This is a genomic window from Wolbachia endosymbiont of Muscidifurax uniraptor, from assembly GCF_054149795.1.
In genome coordinates this window covers 921,027-936,594 of sequence record NZ_CP083727.1, presented here as the reverse complement: position 1 = coordinate 936,594, position 15,568 = coordinate 921,027, and the positions used below count along the sequence as shown (strand labels likewise).

Annotated in this window: 14 protein-coding genes and 3 tRNA genes; 9 read left to right on the top strand and 8 right to left on the bottom strand. The window is 36.8% G+C overall.

Features of this window, described 5'->3' with window-relative positions; translation table 11 throughout:
- Positions 1–184: 184 nt before the first annotated feature.
- Positions 185–260 (bottom strand) — tRNA-Ala (locus tag LA754_RS04760).
- Positions 261–601: 341 nt separating this feature from the next.
- Here LA754_RS04760 and LA754_RS04755 point away from each other — a divergent pair.
- A tRNA-Lys gene (locus LA754_RS04755) sits at positions 602–674 on the top strand.
- A 19-nt stretch (positions 675–693) separates the two neighbouring features.
- Positions 694–1,947: an NADH-quinone oxidoreductase subunit NuoF gene (gene nuoF / locus LA754_RS04750; protein WP_077188376.1), complete on the top strand. Its 1,254-nt coding sequence runs from the start codon at positions 694–696 to the stop codon at positions 1,945–1,947.
- A gap of 28 nt (positions 1,948–1,975) precedes the next feature.
- Here nuoF and infC read toward each other — a convergent pair whose 3' ends face one another.
- From infC to nuoI, 4 genes are all read right to left on the bottom strand, one after another.
- Complete coding sequence (gene infC / locus LA754_RS04745) at positions 1,976–2,494, bottom strand: translation initiation factor IF-3 (protein ID WP_006279610.1); 519 nt, start codon at positions 2,492–2,494, stop codon at positions 1,976–1,978.
- A 12-nt stretch (positions 2,495–2,506) separates the two neighbouring features.
- A complete protein-coding gene (thrS, locus tag LA754_RS04740) occupies positions 2,507–4,408 on the bottom strand; it encodes a threonine--tRNA ligase (RefSeq protein WP_236514389.1) in 1,902 nt (633 codons plus the stop codon).
- Positions 4,401–4,688 carry a hypothetical protein gene (locus tag LA754_RS04735; RefSeq protein WP_049973587.1) on the bottom strand — a complete coding sequence of 96 codons (288 nt, stop codon included), beginning with the start codon at positions 4,686–4,688 and terminating at the stop codon, positions 4,401–4,403. The genes thrS and LA754_RS04735 overlap by 8 nt, the downstream gene beginning before the upstream one ends.
- 115 nt (positions 4,689–4,803) lie before the next feature.
- Complete coding sequence (gene nuoI / locus LA754_RS04730) at positions 4,804–5,286, bottom strand: NADH-quinone oxidoreductase subunit NuoI (protein WP_038199316.1); 483 nt, start codon at positions 5,284–5,286, stop codon at positions 4,804–4,806.
- A gap of 131 nt (positions 5,287–5,417) precedes the next feature.
- Between nuoI and mnmE the strand changes: the two genes are divergently transcribed.
- From mnmE to LA754_RS04715, 3 genes are all read left to right on the top strand, one after another.
- Complete coding sequence (gene mnmE / locus LA754_RS04725) at positions 5,418–6,953, top strand: tRNA uridine-5-carboxymethylaminomethyl(34) synthesis GTPase MnmE (RefSeq protein WP_457923616.1); 1,536 nt, start codon at positions 5,418–5,420, stop codon at positions 6,951–6,953.
- Positions 6,954–7,000: 47 nt separating this feature from the next.
- A tRNA-Ser gene (locus LA754_RS04720) sits at positions 7,001–7,088 on the top strand.
- Positions 7,089–7,256: 168 nt separating this feature from the next.
- On the top strand, positions 7,257–8,273 hold the full coding sequence (locus LA754_RS04715) for an NAD(P)/FAD-dependent oxidoreductase (RefSeq protein ID WP_077188379.1): 1,017 nt from the start codon (positions 7,257–7,259) through the stop codon (positions 8,271–8,273).
- Between the two features lie 1,070 nt (positions 8,274–9,343).
- Here the strand turns inward: LA754_RS04715 and LA754_RS04710 are convergent.
- The 3 genes from LA754_RS04710 to rpmF are packed head-to-tail and all read right to left on the bottom strand — an operon-like array spanning position 9,344 to position 11,523.
- Positions 9,344–10,300, bottom strand: coding sequence for a beta-ketoacyl-ACP synthase III (locus LA754_RS04710; protein ID WP_077190502.1), 957 nt, complete (start codon positions 10,298–10,300; stop codon positions 9,344–9,346).
- Positions 10,293–11,330, bottom strand: coding sequence for a phosphate acyltransferase PlsX (gene plsX, locus LA754_RS04705; protein ID WP_077190504.1), 1,038 nt, complete (start codon positions 11,328–11,330; stop codon positions 10,293–10,295). Before plsX ends, LA754_RS04710 begins: the two co-directional genes overlap by 8 nt.
- 10 nt (positions 11,331–11,340) lie before the next feature.
- Positions 11,341–11,523, bottom strand: coding sequence for a 50S ribosomal protein L32 (rpmF, locus tag LA754_RS04700; protein ID WP_065094662.1), 183 nt, complete (start codon positions 11,521–11,523; stop codon positions 11,341–11,343).
- A 320-nt stretch (positions 11,524–11,843) separates the two neighbouring features.
- Between rpmF and LA754_RS04695 the strand changes: the two genes are divergently transcribed.
- From LA754_RS04695 to dxr, 4 genes are all read left to right on the top strand, one after another.
- Entirely contained in the window at positions 11,844–12,626 is a 783-nt protein-coding gene (locus tag LA754_RS04695) for an MlaE family ABC transporter permease (protein WP_077188383.1), read from the top strand.
- Entirely contained in the window at positions 12,619–13,320 is a 702-nt protein-coding gene (locus LA754_RS04690; protein ID WP_006279859.1) for an ABC transporter ATP-binding protein, read from the top strand. Before LA754_RS04695 ends, LA754_RS04690 begins: the two co-directional genes overlap by 8 nt.
- A 320-nt stretch (positions 13,321–13,640) precedes the next feature.
- Complete coding sequence (locus tag LA754_RS04685) at positions 13,641–14,138, top strand: hypothetical protein (RefSeq protein WP_006279861.1); 498 nt, start codon at positions 13,641–13,643, stop codon at positions 14,136–14,138.
- Positions 14,139–14,220: 82 nt separating this feature from the next.
- Entirely contained in the window at positions 14,221–15,384 is a 1,164-nt protein-coding gene (gene dxr / locus LA754_RS04680) for a 1-deoxy-D-xylulose-5-phosphate reductoisomerase (protein ID WP_077188384.1), read from the top strand.
- Positions 15,385–15,568 lie beyond the last annotated feature (184 nt).

Genomic DNA, 15,568 nt, shown 5'->3' with positions numbered 1-15,568 from the left:
TTCTAACATTTATTGATTAATTTATTGTTAAGTTGGTATATATTACAATTGTAATAACCAACATTACTTGTGTAGAGAAAAGTTACGAAAAGAAATAGGGATTTTCAGGGAAGTAGTATAAAATCCTCATAGATTAAAATAAGCTGCTTTGACAGGTTTTGTGGCGGCTAGAGCTAATATAGACTGGTGGAGGCAAGCGGGATCGAACCGCTGACCTTCTGCGTGCAAAACAGATGCTCTACCAGCTGAGCTATACCCCCAGGTAATTCTTGCTTAAAGCATAAATCACTCAGGCTGAAATGCAAGAAATATTTATCTATTAGGCTATTGCTAAATAGCGTACAAATTCTGCAGGGTGTACACACTTCTCTATTTTTTTGTCTCCTTAGCGTTATACGTCACACCATCCAAATAAATCTGTGAACTGAAAATTAACAAGAAGTTTTCCTTTGGAAATTTTTTTAAATTATTCATAGATTTTTTAACTAAATTATCACTAACGCAGTATATTATATAATTTATTTAACCACACATGAAAATTTTAGTTTGATTAAAACGGATAAAAACTGTATTGATGTTTAGTATAGCTGAAAAATGAAATGATCCCGTAGCTCAGCCGGTAGAGCAACTGACTTTTAATCAGTGGGTCACGCGTTCGAATCGCGTCGGGATCACTCACAAATTTTGAAAAACATGCTAAAAGAACAAGACAAAATATTCACCAACCTAAATGGTAAAGGAACTCCACTACTTGAGGGTGCAAAAAAACGTGGTAGCTGGCAAAAAACAAAGGAATTACTGGATTTAGGATCAGAAAAGATCATTGATGAAGTAAAGAAATCTGGTTTGAGAGGTCGAGGGGGTGCAGGATTTTCCACCGGCCTTAAGTGGAGCTTTATGCCCAAGAATCTTCCAAAAGCATATTTAGTAGTCAATGCAGATGAGTCAGAACCTGGTACATGTAAAGATAGAGATATATTGCGATATGAGCCACATAAGTTACTTGAGGGAATTCTCCTAGCCGGCAAAGCGATCAGCGCATCAGTTGCGTATATTTACATCAGGGGTGAATTTTATAATGAATATTTAGTTCTGAAAAAAGCACTTGAGGAAGCCTATAAAGAAAACTTAATTGGAAAAAATGCCTGCAAATCAGGTTATGATCTTGATGTATTTATCCATAGGGGTGCAGGAGCTTACATATGTGGAGAAGAAACAGCTCAACTTGAATCAATTGAAGGAAAAAAGGGCTTTCCTCGCATGAAACCTCCATTTCCCGCAGGTGTTGGACTTTTTGGCTGTCCAACCACAATAAACAACGTTGAAACTATAGCCATGGTTCCAGATATTCTAAATCGCGGAGGAGAATGGTTTGCATCTCTTGGTAAACCAAATAATACTGGTACTAAGATTTTTTGTATTTCAGGACATGTAAACAACCCGTGTAATGTTGAAGAAGAGCTCGGAATTCCACTACGTGAATTGATTGAAAAATACGCAGGTGGAGTGCGAGGGGGTTGGGATAATTTACTTGCTGTAATACCTGGTGGGTCTTCAGTGCCATTAATTCCAAAATCTATATGCGATACTATTGAAATGGATTTTGATTCATTAAGAACTGCACAATCAGGGCTTGGTACTGCTGCTGTAATAGTGATGGATAAATCAACTGATATAATAGCTGCAATAGAGAGGTTATCACACTTTTATATGCATGAGTCCTGTGGACAATGCACACCATGCCGTGAAGGTACTGGATGGATGTGGAGGATTATGAAGAGGATGGTGGCAGGAGATATTAAGCCTGATGAAATAGATAAGCTGCTTGACCTTACAACTCAAATAGAAGGACATACAATTTGCGCGCTTGGCGATGCTGCAGCTTGGCCGATTCAAGGATTAATAAGACATTTTCGCCATGTTATCAAAGAGAGAGCGATAATTTAACTTTACTTATACTTCTTAAGCCGTTTTGCTACTTAGCAACCAGAGCTAAAAAATATTGATTCCCTTCTCTTTTAGGTGCCAATTCTACCTTTGCGATATCTTCAGTGTCTCGAATTAGCCGTTCTAATTTTTCCAGTCCAACTTCAGTGTTTATAAGCTCTCTCCCTCTAAATCTCATTGTGACTTTAATTTTATGTCCGTGGGCAAGTAAGTCTCTTGCTTGACGCAATTTTGTTCCGTAATCGTGATCACCAATATTGGGACCCAGTTTAATTTCTTTTATAGTTAATGTTTTTTGTTTCTTTTTTGCTTCACTTGCTTTCTTTTTTATATCATACTTTTGCTTGCTATAATCCAGAATTTTACATACTGGAGGGGTTGAATCAGGTGCAATTTCCACCAAGTCTAAACCAACACCCTGTGCAAATTCCAAAGCTCGTTCTATTGGCACGATTCCGACCATTTCACCACTATGATCAACTAAGCGTACCTCCTTAGCTGTGATAAATCCATTAATTCTGTTTTTATTGTTCTTTTTAACTTGCAAACTTTAACTCCCTTAATTCAAATTAATACTTTTTAACAGCGATTCATTAGCCTTTTCCAAAGAAAAAGACTCCTGTCTTTCCGATCCTAAATTTCTTACTGACACAGTTTTACTTGTAACTTCATTTTTGCCTACAATCCACAATATAGGAACCTTGTTTAGACTATGCAAACGTATCTTATAACTAATTTTTTCATTGGTCAAATCAGTCTTGACTCTCACACCTTGTTCTTTTAAAATATTGCTAATTTCTGTGGCGTAACCGTCAGCTTCGTTTGTAATGGTCAGAATAGCAAGTTGCGTTGGAGCAAGCCAAACTGGAAATTTTCCTGCATAATTTTCTATCAAAATTCCAATAAAACGTTCAAAAGTTCCAAGAATTGCCCTATGTAACATGACAGGGTGATGCTTGTGTCCATCTGCCCCTATATAAAAAGCTCCCAGACGTTCTGGTAAAATGAAATCAACTTGTAATGTTCCACATTGCCAGCTTCTGCCTATTGCATCTTTTAAAACAAACTCTAGCTTTGGACCATAAAATGCACCTTCACCAGGGCTCAGTTCATAACTTAAGCCCGCTTCTTTAACGGCTTCAAGCAGCGCTTTTTCAGCTCTATCCCATACTTCATCATTACCTGCTCTAATATCTGGACGGTCTGAAAATTTCACAGAAATTTCATTAAATCCAAGCTCTGAATATACTTCTTTTAAAAGGTCACAAAACTTTATAGTCTCAGAATTCACTTGTTCTTCCATACAAAAAATGTGTGCATCGTCTTGCGTAAAACCACGCACTCGCATCAGTCCGTGCAATGAGCCTGAGCTTTCATTTCTATGGCATATGCCAAACTCTGCCATACGTATCGGTAAATCACGATAGCTTCTGGTGTGAGAATTAAAAATCTGCACATGACAAGGGCAATTCATAGGCTTTATTGCTAACTTTTTATTTTCAGACTCGTCAACAACGAACATATTTTCACGAAACTTATCCCAATGTCCAGATCTTTCCCACAGCTCTTTACTTACTAAAATAGGAGTTTTTACCTCAAAATAGCCATTATTTATTAGCTTCTTTCTGATGTAAGACTCAAGAACATTATATAGAATATATCCTTGTTCATGCCAAAAAACCTGCCCAACAGCTTCCTCTTGAATGTGAAATAAATCCATATCCTTAGCAATTTTGCGGTGATCACGTTTTTCTGCTTCTTTGAGGCACTCAAGGTAAGCGTTTAATTCATCCTTATTTCTCCATGCTGTACCATATATTCGCTGCAACATTGGGCCCTTTGCATCACCTCGCCAGTATGCACCCGCTACTTTCATAAGTTTAAACGCTTTAACTCTGCCGGTTGATGGTGAGTGCGGACCACGACATAGGTCAATAAAATCACCTTGCCTATAAACAGTTAGGTTTTCACCCTCTGGTATGGATGAGATAATATCAACCTTATATTTTTCGCCTATACCACTAAAGAAATCAATTGCCTGCTTGCGAGTCCAAACTTCTCGAACAAATCTGTGGTTACTTTTTACAATCTCTTTCATTTTCTTTTCTATTGCGGTAAGATCGTCCGTAGTGAAGGTACGACCTGTAGCAAAATCATAGTAAAAACCGTCCTGAATTGTTGGGCCGATAGTAATCTGAGTATTAGGAAATAGCTCTTTCACTGCCTGTGCCATTATGTGAGCAGCATCATGCCTTATTATATCTAAACCCGCTTCGTCACTCAGTTGTATCACCTCTATCTCTGCATCAGCTTCAATTTCACGTGAGAGATCATGCAACTCACCATTTACCTTAAAGGCAATTGCTTCTTTCAAAGCATCTGGTTGTAATATATCAAAGCCAATGACTTTACCACTGTATTCTTTTACTTTTTGTTCGGTTGAAAAAGTAATCCTAACCATAAATAAACCTATACGGACATGTAGCTTGAAGGCGGTTTGCTTCTTCCAACGGTGTCATCCCAGTGTCACGCACATAGCCATACGAACATTCATTTTCGAAGGTAAATTGCACAGCAAATGGTGTCATTCCAGTGCTTGACACTGGAATCCAGCTTTTTTGTAATTTCATTGAAAATGTTGTATAGTGTGCTTGTTCACAATCAATTTTACTGGATCCCAGTGTCAAGCACTGGGATGACACCTTTGTGTTTGAGGCAAAACAGGCTATAACATTTAACATACTGCCCTCGCAAACAAATGTTCGTACAGTTGTGTATCAGCTACTGGGATGACACCACCCCTAGTGGGCACTGCCCCTAAATCATAATGGATAACAGGGTTATAAGCTCTGAACATTAATAATAAGGCCTATTCTTTTTTAACCTGAGTGCAATTGCGTCTTCCCAAACTTCACCATTACGCAATAACTTTTCTTTATTGTACATTAGCTCCTCTCTTGTTTCAGTAGCAAATTCAAAGTTAGGACCTTCAACAATTGCATCAACTGGACATGCCTCTTGGCAAAGTCCGCAGTATATGCATTTTGTCATATCAATATCATAGCGCGTGGTGCGGCGACTACCGTCTTCTCTTTCCTCTGCTTCAATAACTATTGCTTGAGCAGGGCAGATAACTTCACATAATTTACAAGCTATGCATCGTTCTTCACCGTTTGGATACCTACGCAACGCATGCTCACCACGAAACCTTGGACTTAAAGGGCCCTTCTCCATAGGATACCTCAAAGTAACCTTTGGCTTAAACATATATTTTAATGTAATAACAAACCCTTTAATTAACTCTACAAAAGACCAGTACCAAGCTAATTTCTTGAGCATAAAATATTTAAAACTTGTGTCAGTCATTATAAATCATATTATCAGTTTTCAAAATAAATATTTTCACCTGGGTGACTTTTTAGGTATTTTGGTTTCTTAAGTGTAATATTGCTAAGTAGTTTATATAAATAATGACAAACACAAATGAAACTATTTTCGCTTTATCGACCGTATTTGGTAAGTCAGGAGTTGCAGTAATCAGAATTTCAGGCAACTACGCGCTTAAAGCTTTAAATCATTTTCATATTAAAAAAGAAATTAAACCAAGATTTGCTACTTTAGTTGATCTATATGATGATTCCAGTCAATTGATAGATAATGGAATAATCATCTATTTCCCTGCTCCAAACAGTTTCACTGGCGAGGACGTTATAGAGTTACAAGTGCATGGAAGCAAGGCAGTTATAAAAATCATCTTGGAGGAATTATCAAAAGTTTTCGTTATGGCCAAGCCTGGAGAATTCTCACTTAGGGCTTTTCTAAATGGTAAATTTGACTTAACGCAAATAGAAGGGATTGCAGACTTAATTGATGCTGAGACGAAAATGCAAGCTAAACAAGCGATTAAGCAGATATCAGGAGAATTGGAGAGACTATACAGCAATTGGAGGCAAAGATTAATAACGATACAATCCAAAATCGAAGCATATATAGACTTTCCAGAGGACATTTGGGCAGAAAAAAGTGAATTGGAAAAAATTAATAATGAAGTGCAATCTCTCGTGCAGTTGATACAAGAGCATTTAAATGATAATAGACGGGGCGAAAGGTTGCGTGAGGGTTTACATATTGTAATAACTGGTGAACCAAATGTCGGTAAATCAACTCTGTTTAATTTCTTAGCCAAGCGTGATATTGCTATTGTTTCTGAATATGCAGGCACAACAAGAGATATACTTGAAGCTCATATTGACATTGGCGGATACCCAATCATTCTCTCTGATACTGCTGGAATTCGTGAAAGTTCAGATCCAATAGAATTAGAAGGTATAAGTCGAGCGAAAAAGAGGTCTTTTGAAGCTGATTTAAGAATAGAGCTATTTCCTTTTCAACAACGACACGATGTCAATTATCAAGCCACAGGCAATATACCATCTGTCGTTGACACACAACTATGCAAATATTGTAATCAACAAACGGTGTCATCCCAGTGCTTGACACTGGGATCCAGATATAAAAATACTTGCAAATTATGCAATAGACAATGGATTCTAGAAACATGTGCTGAAAACAATGTTCATGATGAGATAAGCTGGAAACCAGTGTCAGCTACTTGCATGACATCAGACCAAAATGACACCATTTATGTATTGAGCAAAGCTGACGATGTTATCAATAATCACAATATAAAAATTAATGGCATAGATCTTTTACCCATTTCTATTCTAAAGGAAATAGGTACAAACAAATTGATCTCTCTCATAAAAGAGAAGGCAGGGGAAAAATTTGGGCATGATAGAGACACTCCTGTAATCACTCGGCAAAGACATAGGAATCACATGAAGAAAGCACTGGAACATTTACAACGTTTTAATATCGATAATCCAATTGAGTTGATATCTGAAGATTTGAGGCTTGCTGCATTTGAACTTGGTGCAGTGATTGGGATTATTAATGTTGAGGAAATATTGAGTAGTGTGTTTAGCAACTTTTGCGTGGGCAAGTAAAGCTTTTATAGATTGCTTAAAATCAAATGTTGTGATAGAAAAGAAATGGACGGATGGCCGAGCGGTTTAAGGCACCAGTCTTGAAAACTGACGTACGTGATGAGCGTACCATGGGTTCGAATCCCATTCCGTCCGCACAGCATCTCGCTATGCTAGCTGATTTTTAGAGCTTATTTGGACTATGTGGTTCATAACGCTGGAAATCTTATCTAATCTAGCCACATCTTTTAAAAATACATCCCTTTGTAAATTGACCTTGTTAGCGAAGAAAGCTAATATCTATAAATAGATCACCATCTGAATATGGAACCCGATATAGTAATAATAGGTGCAGGACCTGTTGGAATATTCACTGCTTTTCAAGCGGGAATGCTTGATATGAAATGTCATATAATAGATGTTTTGGATCAAGCAGGAGGACAATGCACAGCTCTTTACCCAGAAAAGCCAATATACGATATACCTGGTTATCCTGTAATTACTGCCCAAAAATTAATTGAGCAGCTAATGGAGCAAGCTTCGCCATTTAAGCCTATTTACCATTTAAGTCAAAAAGTAGAAAAGATTTCAAATAACGAAGGTGAAAACTTTACTATCATAACGAGCATAGGTACAGAGGTAAAATGTAAGGCTGTTATTGTTGCTGCAGGTAATGGAATGTTTGAACCTAACCGTCCACCCTTAAGTGGTATATTAGAATATGAAAATAAATCTGTATTTTACAGTGTAAATAAAATTTCTGATTTTCAGGATAAAACTATAGTCATTGCAGGGGGGGGTGATTCTGCGGCTGATTGGACTGTAGAACTTTCTAAAGTTGCAAAGAAAATTTATGTGATACATAGGAGAAAGGAATTTCGCTGCACTCCTGAAACTAGAAATAAATTAGAATCACTTGAAATTGATGGAAAAATAGAACTGGTAGTGCCATATCAATTACACGAACTAGCAGGAAGTAATGGGCAGTTGAGCGCAGTGATAGTAAAAAACATTGCCTCTAAGGAAGAAAAAGAAATATCCGCTGATTTTTTGCTGCCATTTTTTGGACTGTCAATGAATCTTGGTCCAATAAACAATTGGGGTATACAGTTAGAACATGGCCGCATAACTGTCGACCCAGCTACACTTAAAACCAGTAGAGATAGGATATATGCAATCGGAGATATAGCTATTTATTCAGGCAAACTAAAATTAATACTAAATGGTTTTGCTGAGAGCGCAATGGCTTGTCATAACATATACAAAGTAATCCACAATTCTCCAGTCAATTTTCAATATTCAACTTCAAAGGGAATTCACGGGAAAGAAAAACTTCCTTGACAAACCTCGCCAGCTCCCTTATCATGAAACTGAAGTTATTGTATTTGCTTTCGCCAATCTGCAGATTAAAAGGTAAGGATTACTTAATGTATCGGCGTCTTATGTTCAATTTTTTGCAGTATATAGATACTGTATGTCTTTACAAAACTTCATCTACATCTAGATTTTTATCTAAATAAGCTGAACGCGCTTATAAAGCGTTACAAGACATCAAAAAATGCCAATACTCGACAGAGATAGTAAAAGACTAGCTAACTCGGGGATTCTTTGTCTTTTTTTCTGCTTAGTAAATTTCTTAAACATTTGCAGCGTAAGTCAGTTGCAATTAAAAGCAGCTGAATTTCGCTTGTCAAGCGTTTAAAACATAAAAAACGCCAATATTTTAAAGCGGATAATAACCCCAGGGCTTCTTTTGCCTTTTTTTTCATTTGGTAAATTTCTTAAATATTTGTGGCTAAACGACAACCGTCATCCCGCTGCTTGTTAGCGGGATCTAGAGATACCGCGAATGAATCGCGGTATGACGTAGGACTGCTGTCATTCCAGTGCTCCTTTTTTTGTCATCCGAGTAGCTGACACTGGGATGGCTTTGTTGCATCGCTAGCTATGATGGATTAAAGATAAAAAAGATAGGGAATATCAGTAGCTTATTATTCTGGTATTTATAACAAGAACGGTCAGTGAATACCTAAATTTGAGTAAAAGAAATTTCACTACCACTCACTAATCTGGCTAAAATTCAAGAATTTCAATGCTTTAGCTATTTTCAATAGAATTAAATTTATTAATATAAATAACAAATTACTATTCTTAAATTTGATCAGATTGATTGCAAAAAAACAAGATTTTCAATAGGTTGCTTATAATCCTAACTATAGTTAGCCTTTCATAAGTAGCGATGCAACAAAGCCCACTGGGATCCAGGAAACTTAACTTTACACCAGGTGAATGTACAATAAGAACTGGATTCCAGACTGGAATGACACCGAAGGGGCTACTGGGATGACAGGAGAAAGAGGCACTGGAATGACAAAGAGGGTACTTGGATGACAGGAGGTAATGCAGGAAGTCTAATAGTGCAGCAACACGGAACCCCAGGTCAGGCCTGCACCTATTGAAATCAGCAGTGCCAGGTTTCCTAATTTTATTTTTGATTTTTGTATTGCATAATCAAGTGCTAGTGGGATTGATGCTGCTGAGGTATTTGCATGTTGATCAACGGTATTAATCACTTTCTCTATAGGGAAATCTAACTTCTTTACTACTGCTTCAATAATACGAATATTTGCTTGATGGGGAATGAGCCAGTCAATATCAGTAATTTTCAAATTATTGCATTTCAGAGTTTCCTCTATTAAGGCTGTTAACTTATCCACTGCACGTTTAAACACTTCTCTTCCATTCATGTATATTTTTCCAGAATCACCAGTAGAGGATACCCCTCCGTTCGTACATAGTATGTCCAAATTGCCATCAGAGTGTAAGTTTGTTGATATGATGCCGCTTCTACCCATTTCTGATTTCATCACCACTGCACCAGCACCATCACCAAAGAGTATACAAGTTGATCTATCTTCCCAATCAACAATCCTAGACATTATTTCAGCACCTATAACTAGTGCATATTTAATGCTATTGTTAGATTTGATAAGCGAGTCTGCGATTGTAACTGCATATATAAAACCAGAGCATGCTGCTTGTACATCAAAAGCAAATGCGTTTTTACATTTTAACTTACTTTGTACAATCGTTGCACAGCTAGGAAAAGTTTTATCAGGCGTTGTTGTGGCAACTATGATTAAATCAATTTCATCTACTGAAATTTTAGCTTTTTCTATAGCACTTTTTGCTGCATTTACAGCTAGATCTGACGTTAGTTCTCCTTCATCTGCTATATGCCTTTGAACTATTCCTGTTCTCTGCCTTATCCATTCATCGCTCGTCTCAACTATCGATGCAATTTCGTTGTTACTCAACATTTTTCTTGGTAGGTAAGATCCAGTGCTTAATATGAAACTTTTATTCAATATGACTTACCCCGTTAATTATCTTTTGATTTAAATTTTCACTAATTGCATTCACTGTAAATTTTATGGCATGGGCAAAAGAAATAGCATCAGAATTTCCATGACTTTTAATGATGATACCATTCAGCCCTAAAAACATAGCTCCACTTCTAATTTTGGGATTAAAACGTGTTAAAGCTCTATTTAGTTTGGATTTTAACAACAGACCAACAAGCATCTTTGTTGCCCATGAGCTCAGTACTTCCTGCTTTATTAGATTGATAAAAGTATTAGCGGTTGCCTCAGCCGTTTTGAGCATTACATTGCCAACAAAACCATCAGCAACAATCACATCTATATTGCCCTCTAAAAATTCACTTGCCTCTATATACCCTTTGAAATTAATGCCTGGAGCGTTTTTAAGCAACTCAAAAGCGCCGCGCACTGAGTCATTACCTTTAACTTCTTCTGTGCCGATATTTAGCAAAGCAACTTCAGGATTATCAATTTTTAGCGCTACTTTTGCAAATATATTTCCCATTAATGCAAATTGAAATAATGAGTCGGCATTACAATCGACATTTGCACCAAGGTCAAGCAAAGCAAAGCTTTTTGTTTTAGTTGGACAGATAGAGACAATAGCAGGACGATAAATGTTTGGTAATGTTCCTAAAATAAATCTGGAAATTGCCATCAATGCTCCGGTGTTGCCTGAAGACACCACTCCGAAAGCTTTACCTTCTTTCACTGCAACAATTGCAGCTTTCATACTTGAGTCTTTACGATGTCTCAGCGCAAAAGATGGCTTATCATTTGCAAGGACATTGTCAGAACAATGAGTAAATTCAGAATTGTTACTTACTTTTTTATATTTCAAAAGCAAAGGAGATACTTCTTCCTTATCTCCATAAATATGAAAAAAAACTTTAATGCCTGGGTCAACAAGGTTGTCTAAAAAAAAAACAGCACCCTGAATTACGGAAAGAGGCGCAAAATCGCCCCCCATAGCGTCAAGTGCAATAACTATATTATTATTGACCGTAGGTAACATATCATAATAGTCACTCCGCCTGTTGCTTAATGAAAACCCGTTTTCCTTTGTAACTGCCATCAACTGCTACGTTATGAGGCAACATGAATTCCCCAGTTGTTGAACACACCACAATATTCTTAGGCTGAATAGCATGATGAGAACGATGCATATTACGCCTTGACTTTGACTTTTTTCTTTTTGGAACTGCCAAAATTTCCTCCATTCTACTACAAAATACAATACATTAGTAACATGTTTTTTACAGGAAGTAAACAGGGATAGTAAAATAAGTAAGGTTTGCTTATGTAATTGAGTTCTATAGCTAAAGTGGCTCTACAATTTGAAAAACCGTCATTCCGCTACTCGTTAGCGGAATCTATACCGCGAATGAATTGCGGTATGACGTAGGGAAACCTTTCTTGGGTTAAGCTTTAAATTAAAACATCAAGTATATTGAACTTAAAACATATCTCAGCTATACTTTGCGATAAAGTTAATAAAATCAGTAACTCTAGCTAAAATGAATACAAAGTGAGCTTTTTTGATATAAATAGTGTTAGAATAATTGGTAGGTACTTTATCAATTTTTTGTTAAGGCTTGGTAGTGCATTCATATTTTTTATTCAATCTCTATACCACTGCCTTGTGCCACCATATTATTTTAGCAACATAGCAAGACAAATTATAGAGATAGGCTTTTTCTCTCTGCCAATTGTTGGGCTCACTGGAGTTTTTATAGGAGCGGCAATAGTTTTACAAAGTAGCTTGAGTGACCCATTAATTAACCAAGAACAGATAATACCCAAACTTGTTACGATCACTATCATTAAAGAGTTAGGACCAGTTTTGATCAGCTTAATAATGGTAGGAAAGGTTGGATCATCAGTTGCAGCAGAAATTGGTACGATGCGCATCACCGAGCAAATAGATGTCCTTACAACTTTGAACATCAACCCTTTCAAATATTTAATTGCACCAAGGATTTTAGCGTCAATCATAGTATTTCCCATACTTACAGTATGTGCAGATTTAATAGGAATATTTGGAGGATGTATCACTGCAGTCTTCGAATTTAACCACAATTTAAATATATACATTAAACACACAGCTCAGTTCTTTAATACGTATGATTTTATAACTGGGCTAATAAAAGCAACTGTATTTGGCGCCATAATTTCTGTCTCAAGCTGCTATTACGGTTACCATTGCAAAGAAGGTGCACGAGGAGTAGGTGTTGCTACAACATCAACTGTTGTTTTATCGTCCATACTGATCATTTTAGCAAACTACATGATTACTTTGATACATGCGTAACCCCATAATATCAATATTGAACTTAAGCTTATCTTTTGATGATAGGACAGTACTAAAAGATCTAAATTTTGATATATTAAAAGGGGAATCATTAGTCATACTTGGTGGCTCAGGAAGCGGCAAATCTGTATTAACAAAAACAATTATCGGCTTGCTTGCTCCAGACTCAGGGTCTGTTAAAATAAATAGTAAAAGCAAAAATAAATTTGGGGTTTTATTTCAAAATTCCGCTTTATTTGACTACGTTACAGTGTGGGAAAATATATCTTTTAATTATAAAAAGCGCTTTAATATCAGCAAAAAAGAGGCAAAACAGCTAGCAATCGAGAAGTTAAATGATGTTGGACTGGAGGAAAGCATAGCAGATATGTTTCCAATAGAGCTATCAGGTGGAATGAAAAAAAGAGTGGCACTTGCAAGGGCGATTGCACACAACCCAGAAATCATTATTTTGGATGAACCAACTTCAGGATTGGACCCAATTATGTCAGATATAGTAAACGAGATAATAATAAAATTATCTAGAGATCTTAACCCTACAATTATCACGATTACACATGATATTCATAGCGCATTTAAAATAGCTGATAAAATAGCAGTATTATATGAAGGGGAGATCATTTCCCATGGAACTGTTCAGGAAATACAAAATACTAATAACGAATATATAAAAAAATTCATTCATTATATATAGCTAAAGATATATACACTATTGCTAACAGTCATATTTTTAAGTTTTAACTTTGTAAAAGGTAGTGAACATTGGAATTCAGATTTTTTTCAAACTGGATCCTATAGCTAACACATCATACCGCGATTCATTCGCGGTATCTCGGCATAGATTCCGCTAACTAGTAGCGGAATGACGAATTTGTCGTTTTTCAAATTGTCGTAAGTCAGTTTAGCTATATATAGGATGACAGAAATTGTTTGTATTAGCTATATTCAAAAGCTCTATTGATATTTTGCAATATTTGTGATAAAATAATAGCTCAAGGTTGAGAGTAAAAATTTATGAGTGAAGCTCAAGGTCCAAACATTGCAGAATGGCAAGCGCAGCAGCAACGCCAAGAGGCTGCTGGTGAGAAAAGTGGTTTTGGTCTTGGTCATAGTGACTCTGTTTCAACAGTTGTCGATGGAATGAAATGGTTGTTCAACTTTCATGAAGGAGCAATTGCTGCTTATAGTAACGTGTTTGAAGGTTTGGTGAGTGGTAGTAGTCTAGTAACGCTGTTTGGAAAATCAGGTAATATGTTTGGCATAAAATTTCTTGAAGGCCTTGCAGAATATTTTTCAGGTGGAGGTGGGGAAGATATGCCATCAGAAGGAATGGATATGGCTCATGGTGATGAGGGACCTCACTCAGATGATTACCCTCATGCCAATAATGAAATGGCTCATAATGCTGATGGTTTGCAAGACATGCATGATGCAGGTGATCACCATGGTCAATCTTTTTCACCTGGTCCTTCACCATCTGTTGGTGATGACCACGGGCATGAACTTGGTTAAACGCTTAAAAACTGCTGAATAGTATGCGAGAAGGCCTAATAAGAAAAGTTGCTGTTGTTATAATTAACATGAGTTTGTCTTAGTGAAAAAGGTTTCAGTTTTAGGGTCAACAGGAAGTGTTGGAAAAAAGACTGTAGATTTGCTCTCAAAGAGAAAAGAAGAATACCAAGTGGAAGCACTAAGTGCCCATTCGAACTTTGCTCTACTGGCACACCAAGCAAAACTGCTAAATGCAAAATATGTTGCTATCTCCGATGAAAGGCTTTACAAAGATTTGAAAGAAAGTTTACTTGGTACAGATGTAAAAATAGCAATTGGTGCTACAAATATTGCTACCATACCTGTTGATCTCTCAGTTGTTGCAATAGTTGGCATTGCAGGCCTTGAGCCAGTTATGGAGGTTATAGAAAGCGGTACCAAAGTCATTGCATTGGCAAACAAAGAAAGCATTGTTTGCGGTGGAAAGTTATTACTCAAAAAAGCTAAAGAAAAAAATGTACAAATAATCCCTATTGACTCTGAGCACAATGCAATTTTTCAAATTTTGCAAAATGACGACAAATGCGTAGAAAAGATCATACTTACTGCTTCTGGTGGACCATTCTTAAATTATAGTTCTGAGCAATTAAGAAATGTCATGGTAGATCAGGCGCTTAGTCACCCCACTTGGAATATGGGAAAGAAAATCTCGGTTGATAGCGCAACAATGATGAATAAGGCACTAGAGATAATAGAAGCACATAACTTGTTTAACATCAGCCCGGATAAAATTGAAGCAATAGTGCATCCTGAGTCAATAGTACATGGAATTGTAACTTATAAGGATGGGTTCAACTTTGCTGTGCTTGCAGAGACTGACATGGCAATTCCCATTTCATATGCTTTGTCTTGGCCGGAAAGATCAGCTTTAAATTGTAGACTAGATTTAACAGAGCAAGGAAAATTGACCTTTCAAGAACCAGACCATAAACGTTTTCCTGCGCTAAAGCTTAGCATGGCAGTGTTAAACTCTTCTGCTCCACAAGCAAATAGTATTGTGCTCAATGCTGCAAATGAAATAGCTGTTAATGAATTTTTGAAGTCACGAATTGGCTTTTTAAAAATAGTAGAGATAGTGGAATCAACAATAGAAAGTTTTGATAGTTATACTGATATTAATTCACTATCTGATATAATAAATATTGATTGTGAAAGTCGTATTATTGCTAATAAAATTGTTGAAAGTAAAGTTGTTGCGTATAGCTAGAGTAATGTAACCAGACTGCATTCTGTGATTTTTTTTTTAGCAAAGCACGATACACAATCGTCATTCCGCTACTAGTTAGCGGAATCTATGCCGAGATACCGCGAATGAATCGCGGTATGACGGTTCGCGGTGGTATGACGGTTAAGTAATTCGTCATCCCGCTGCTTGTTAGCGGGATCTAGAG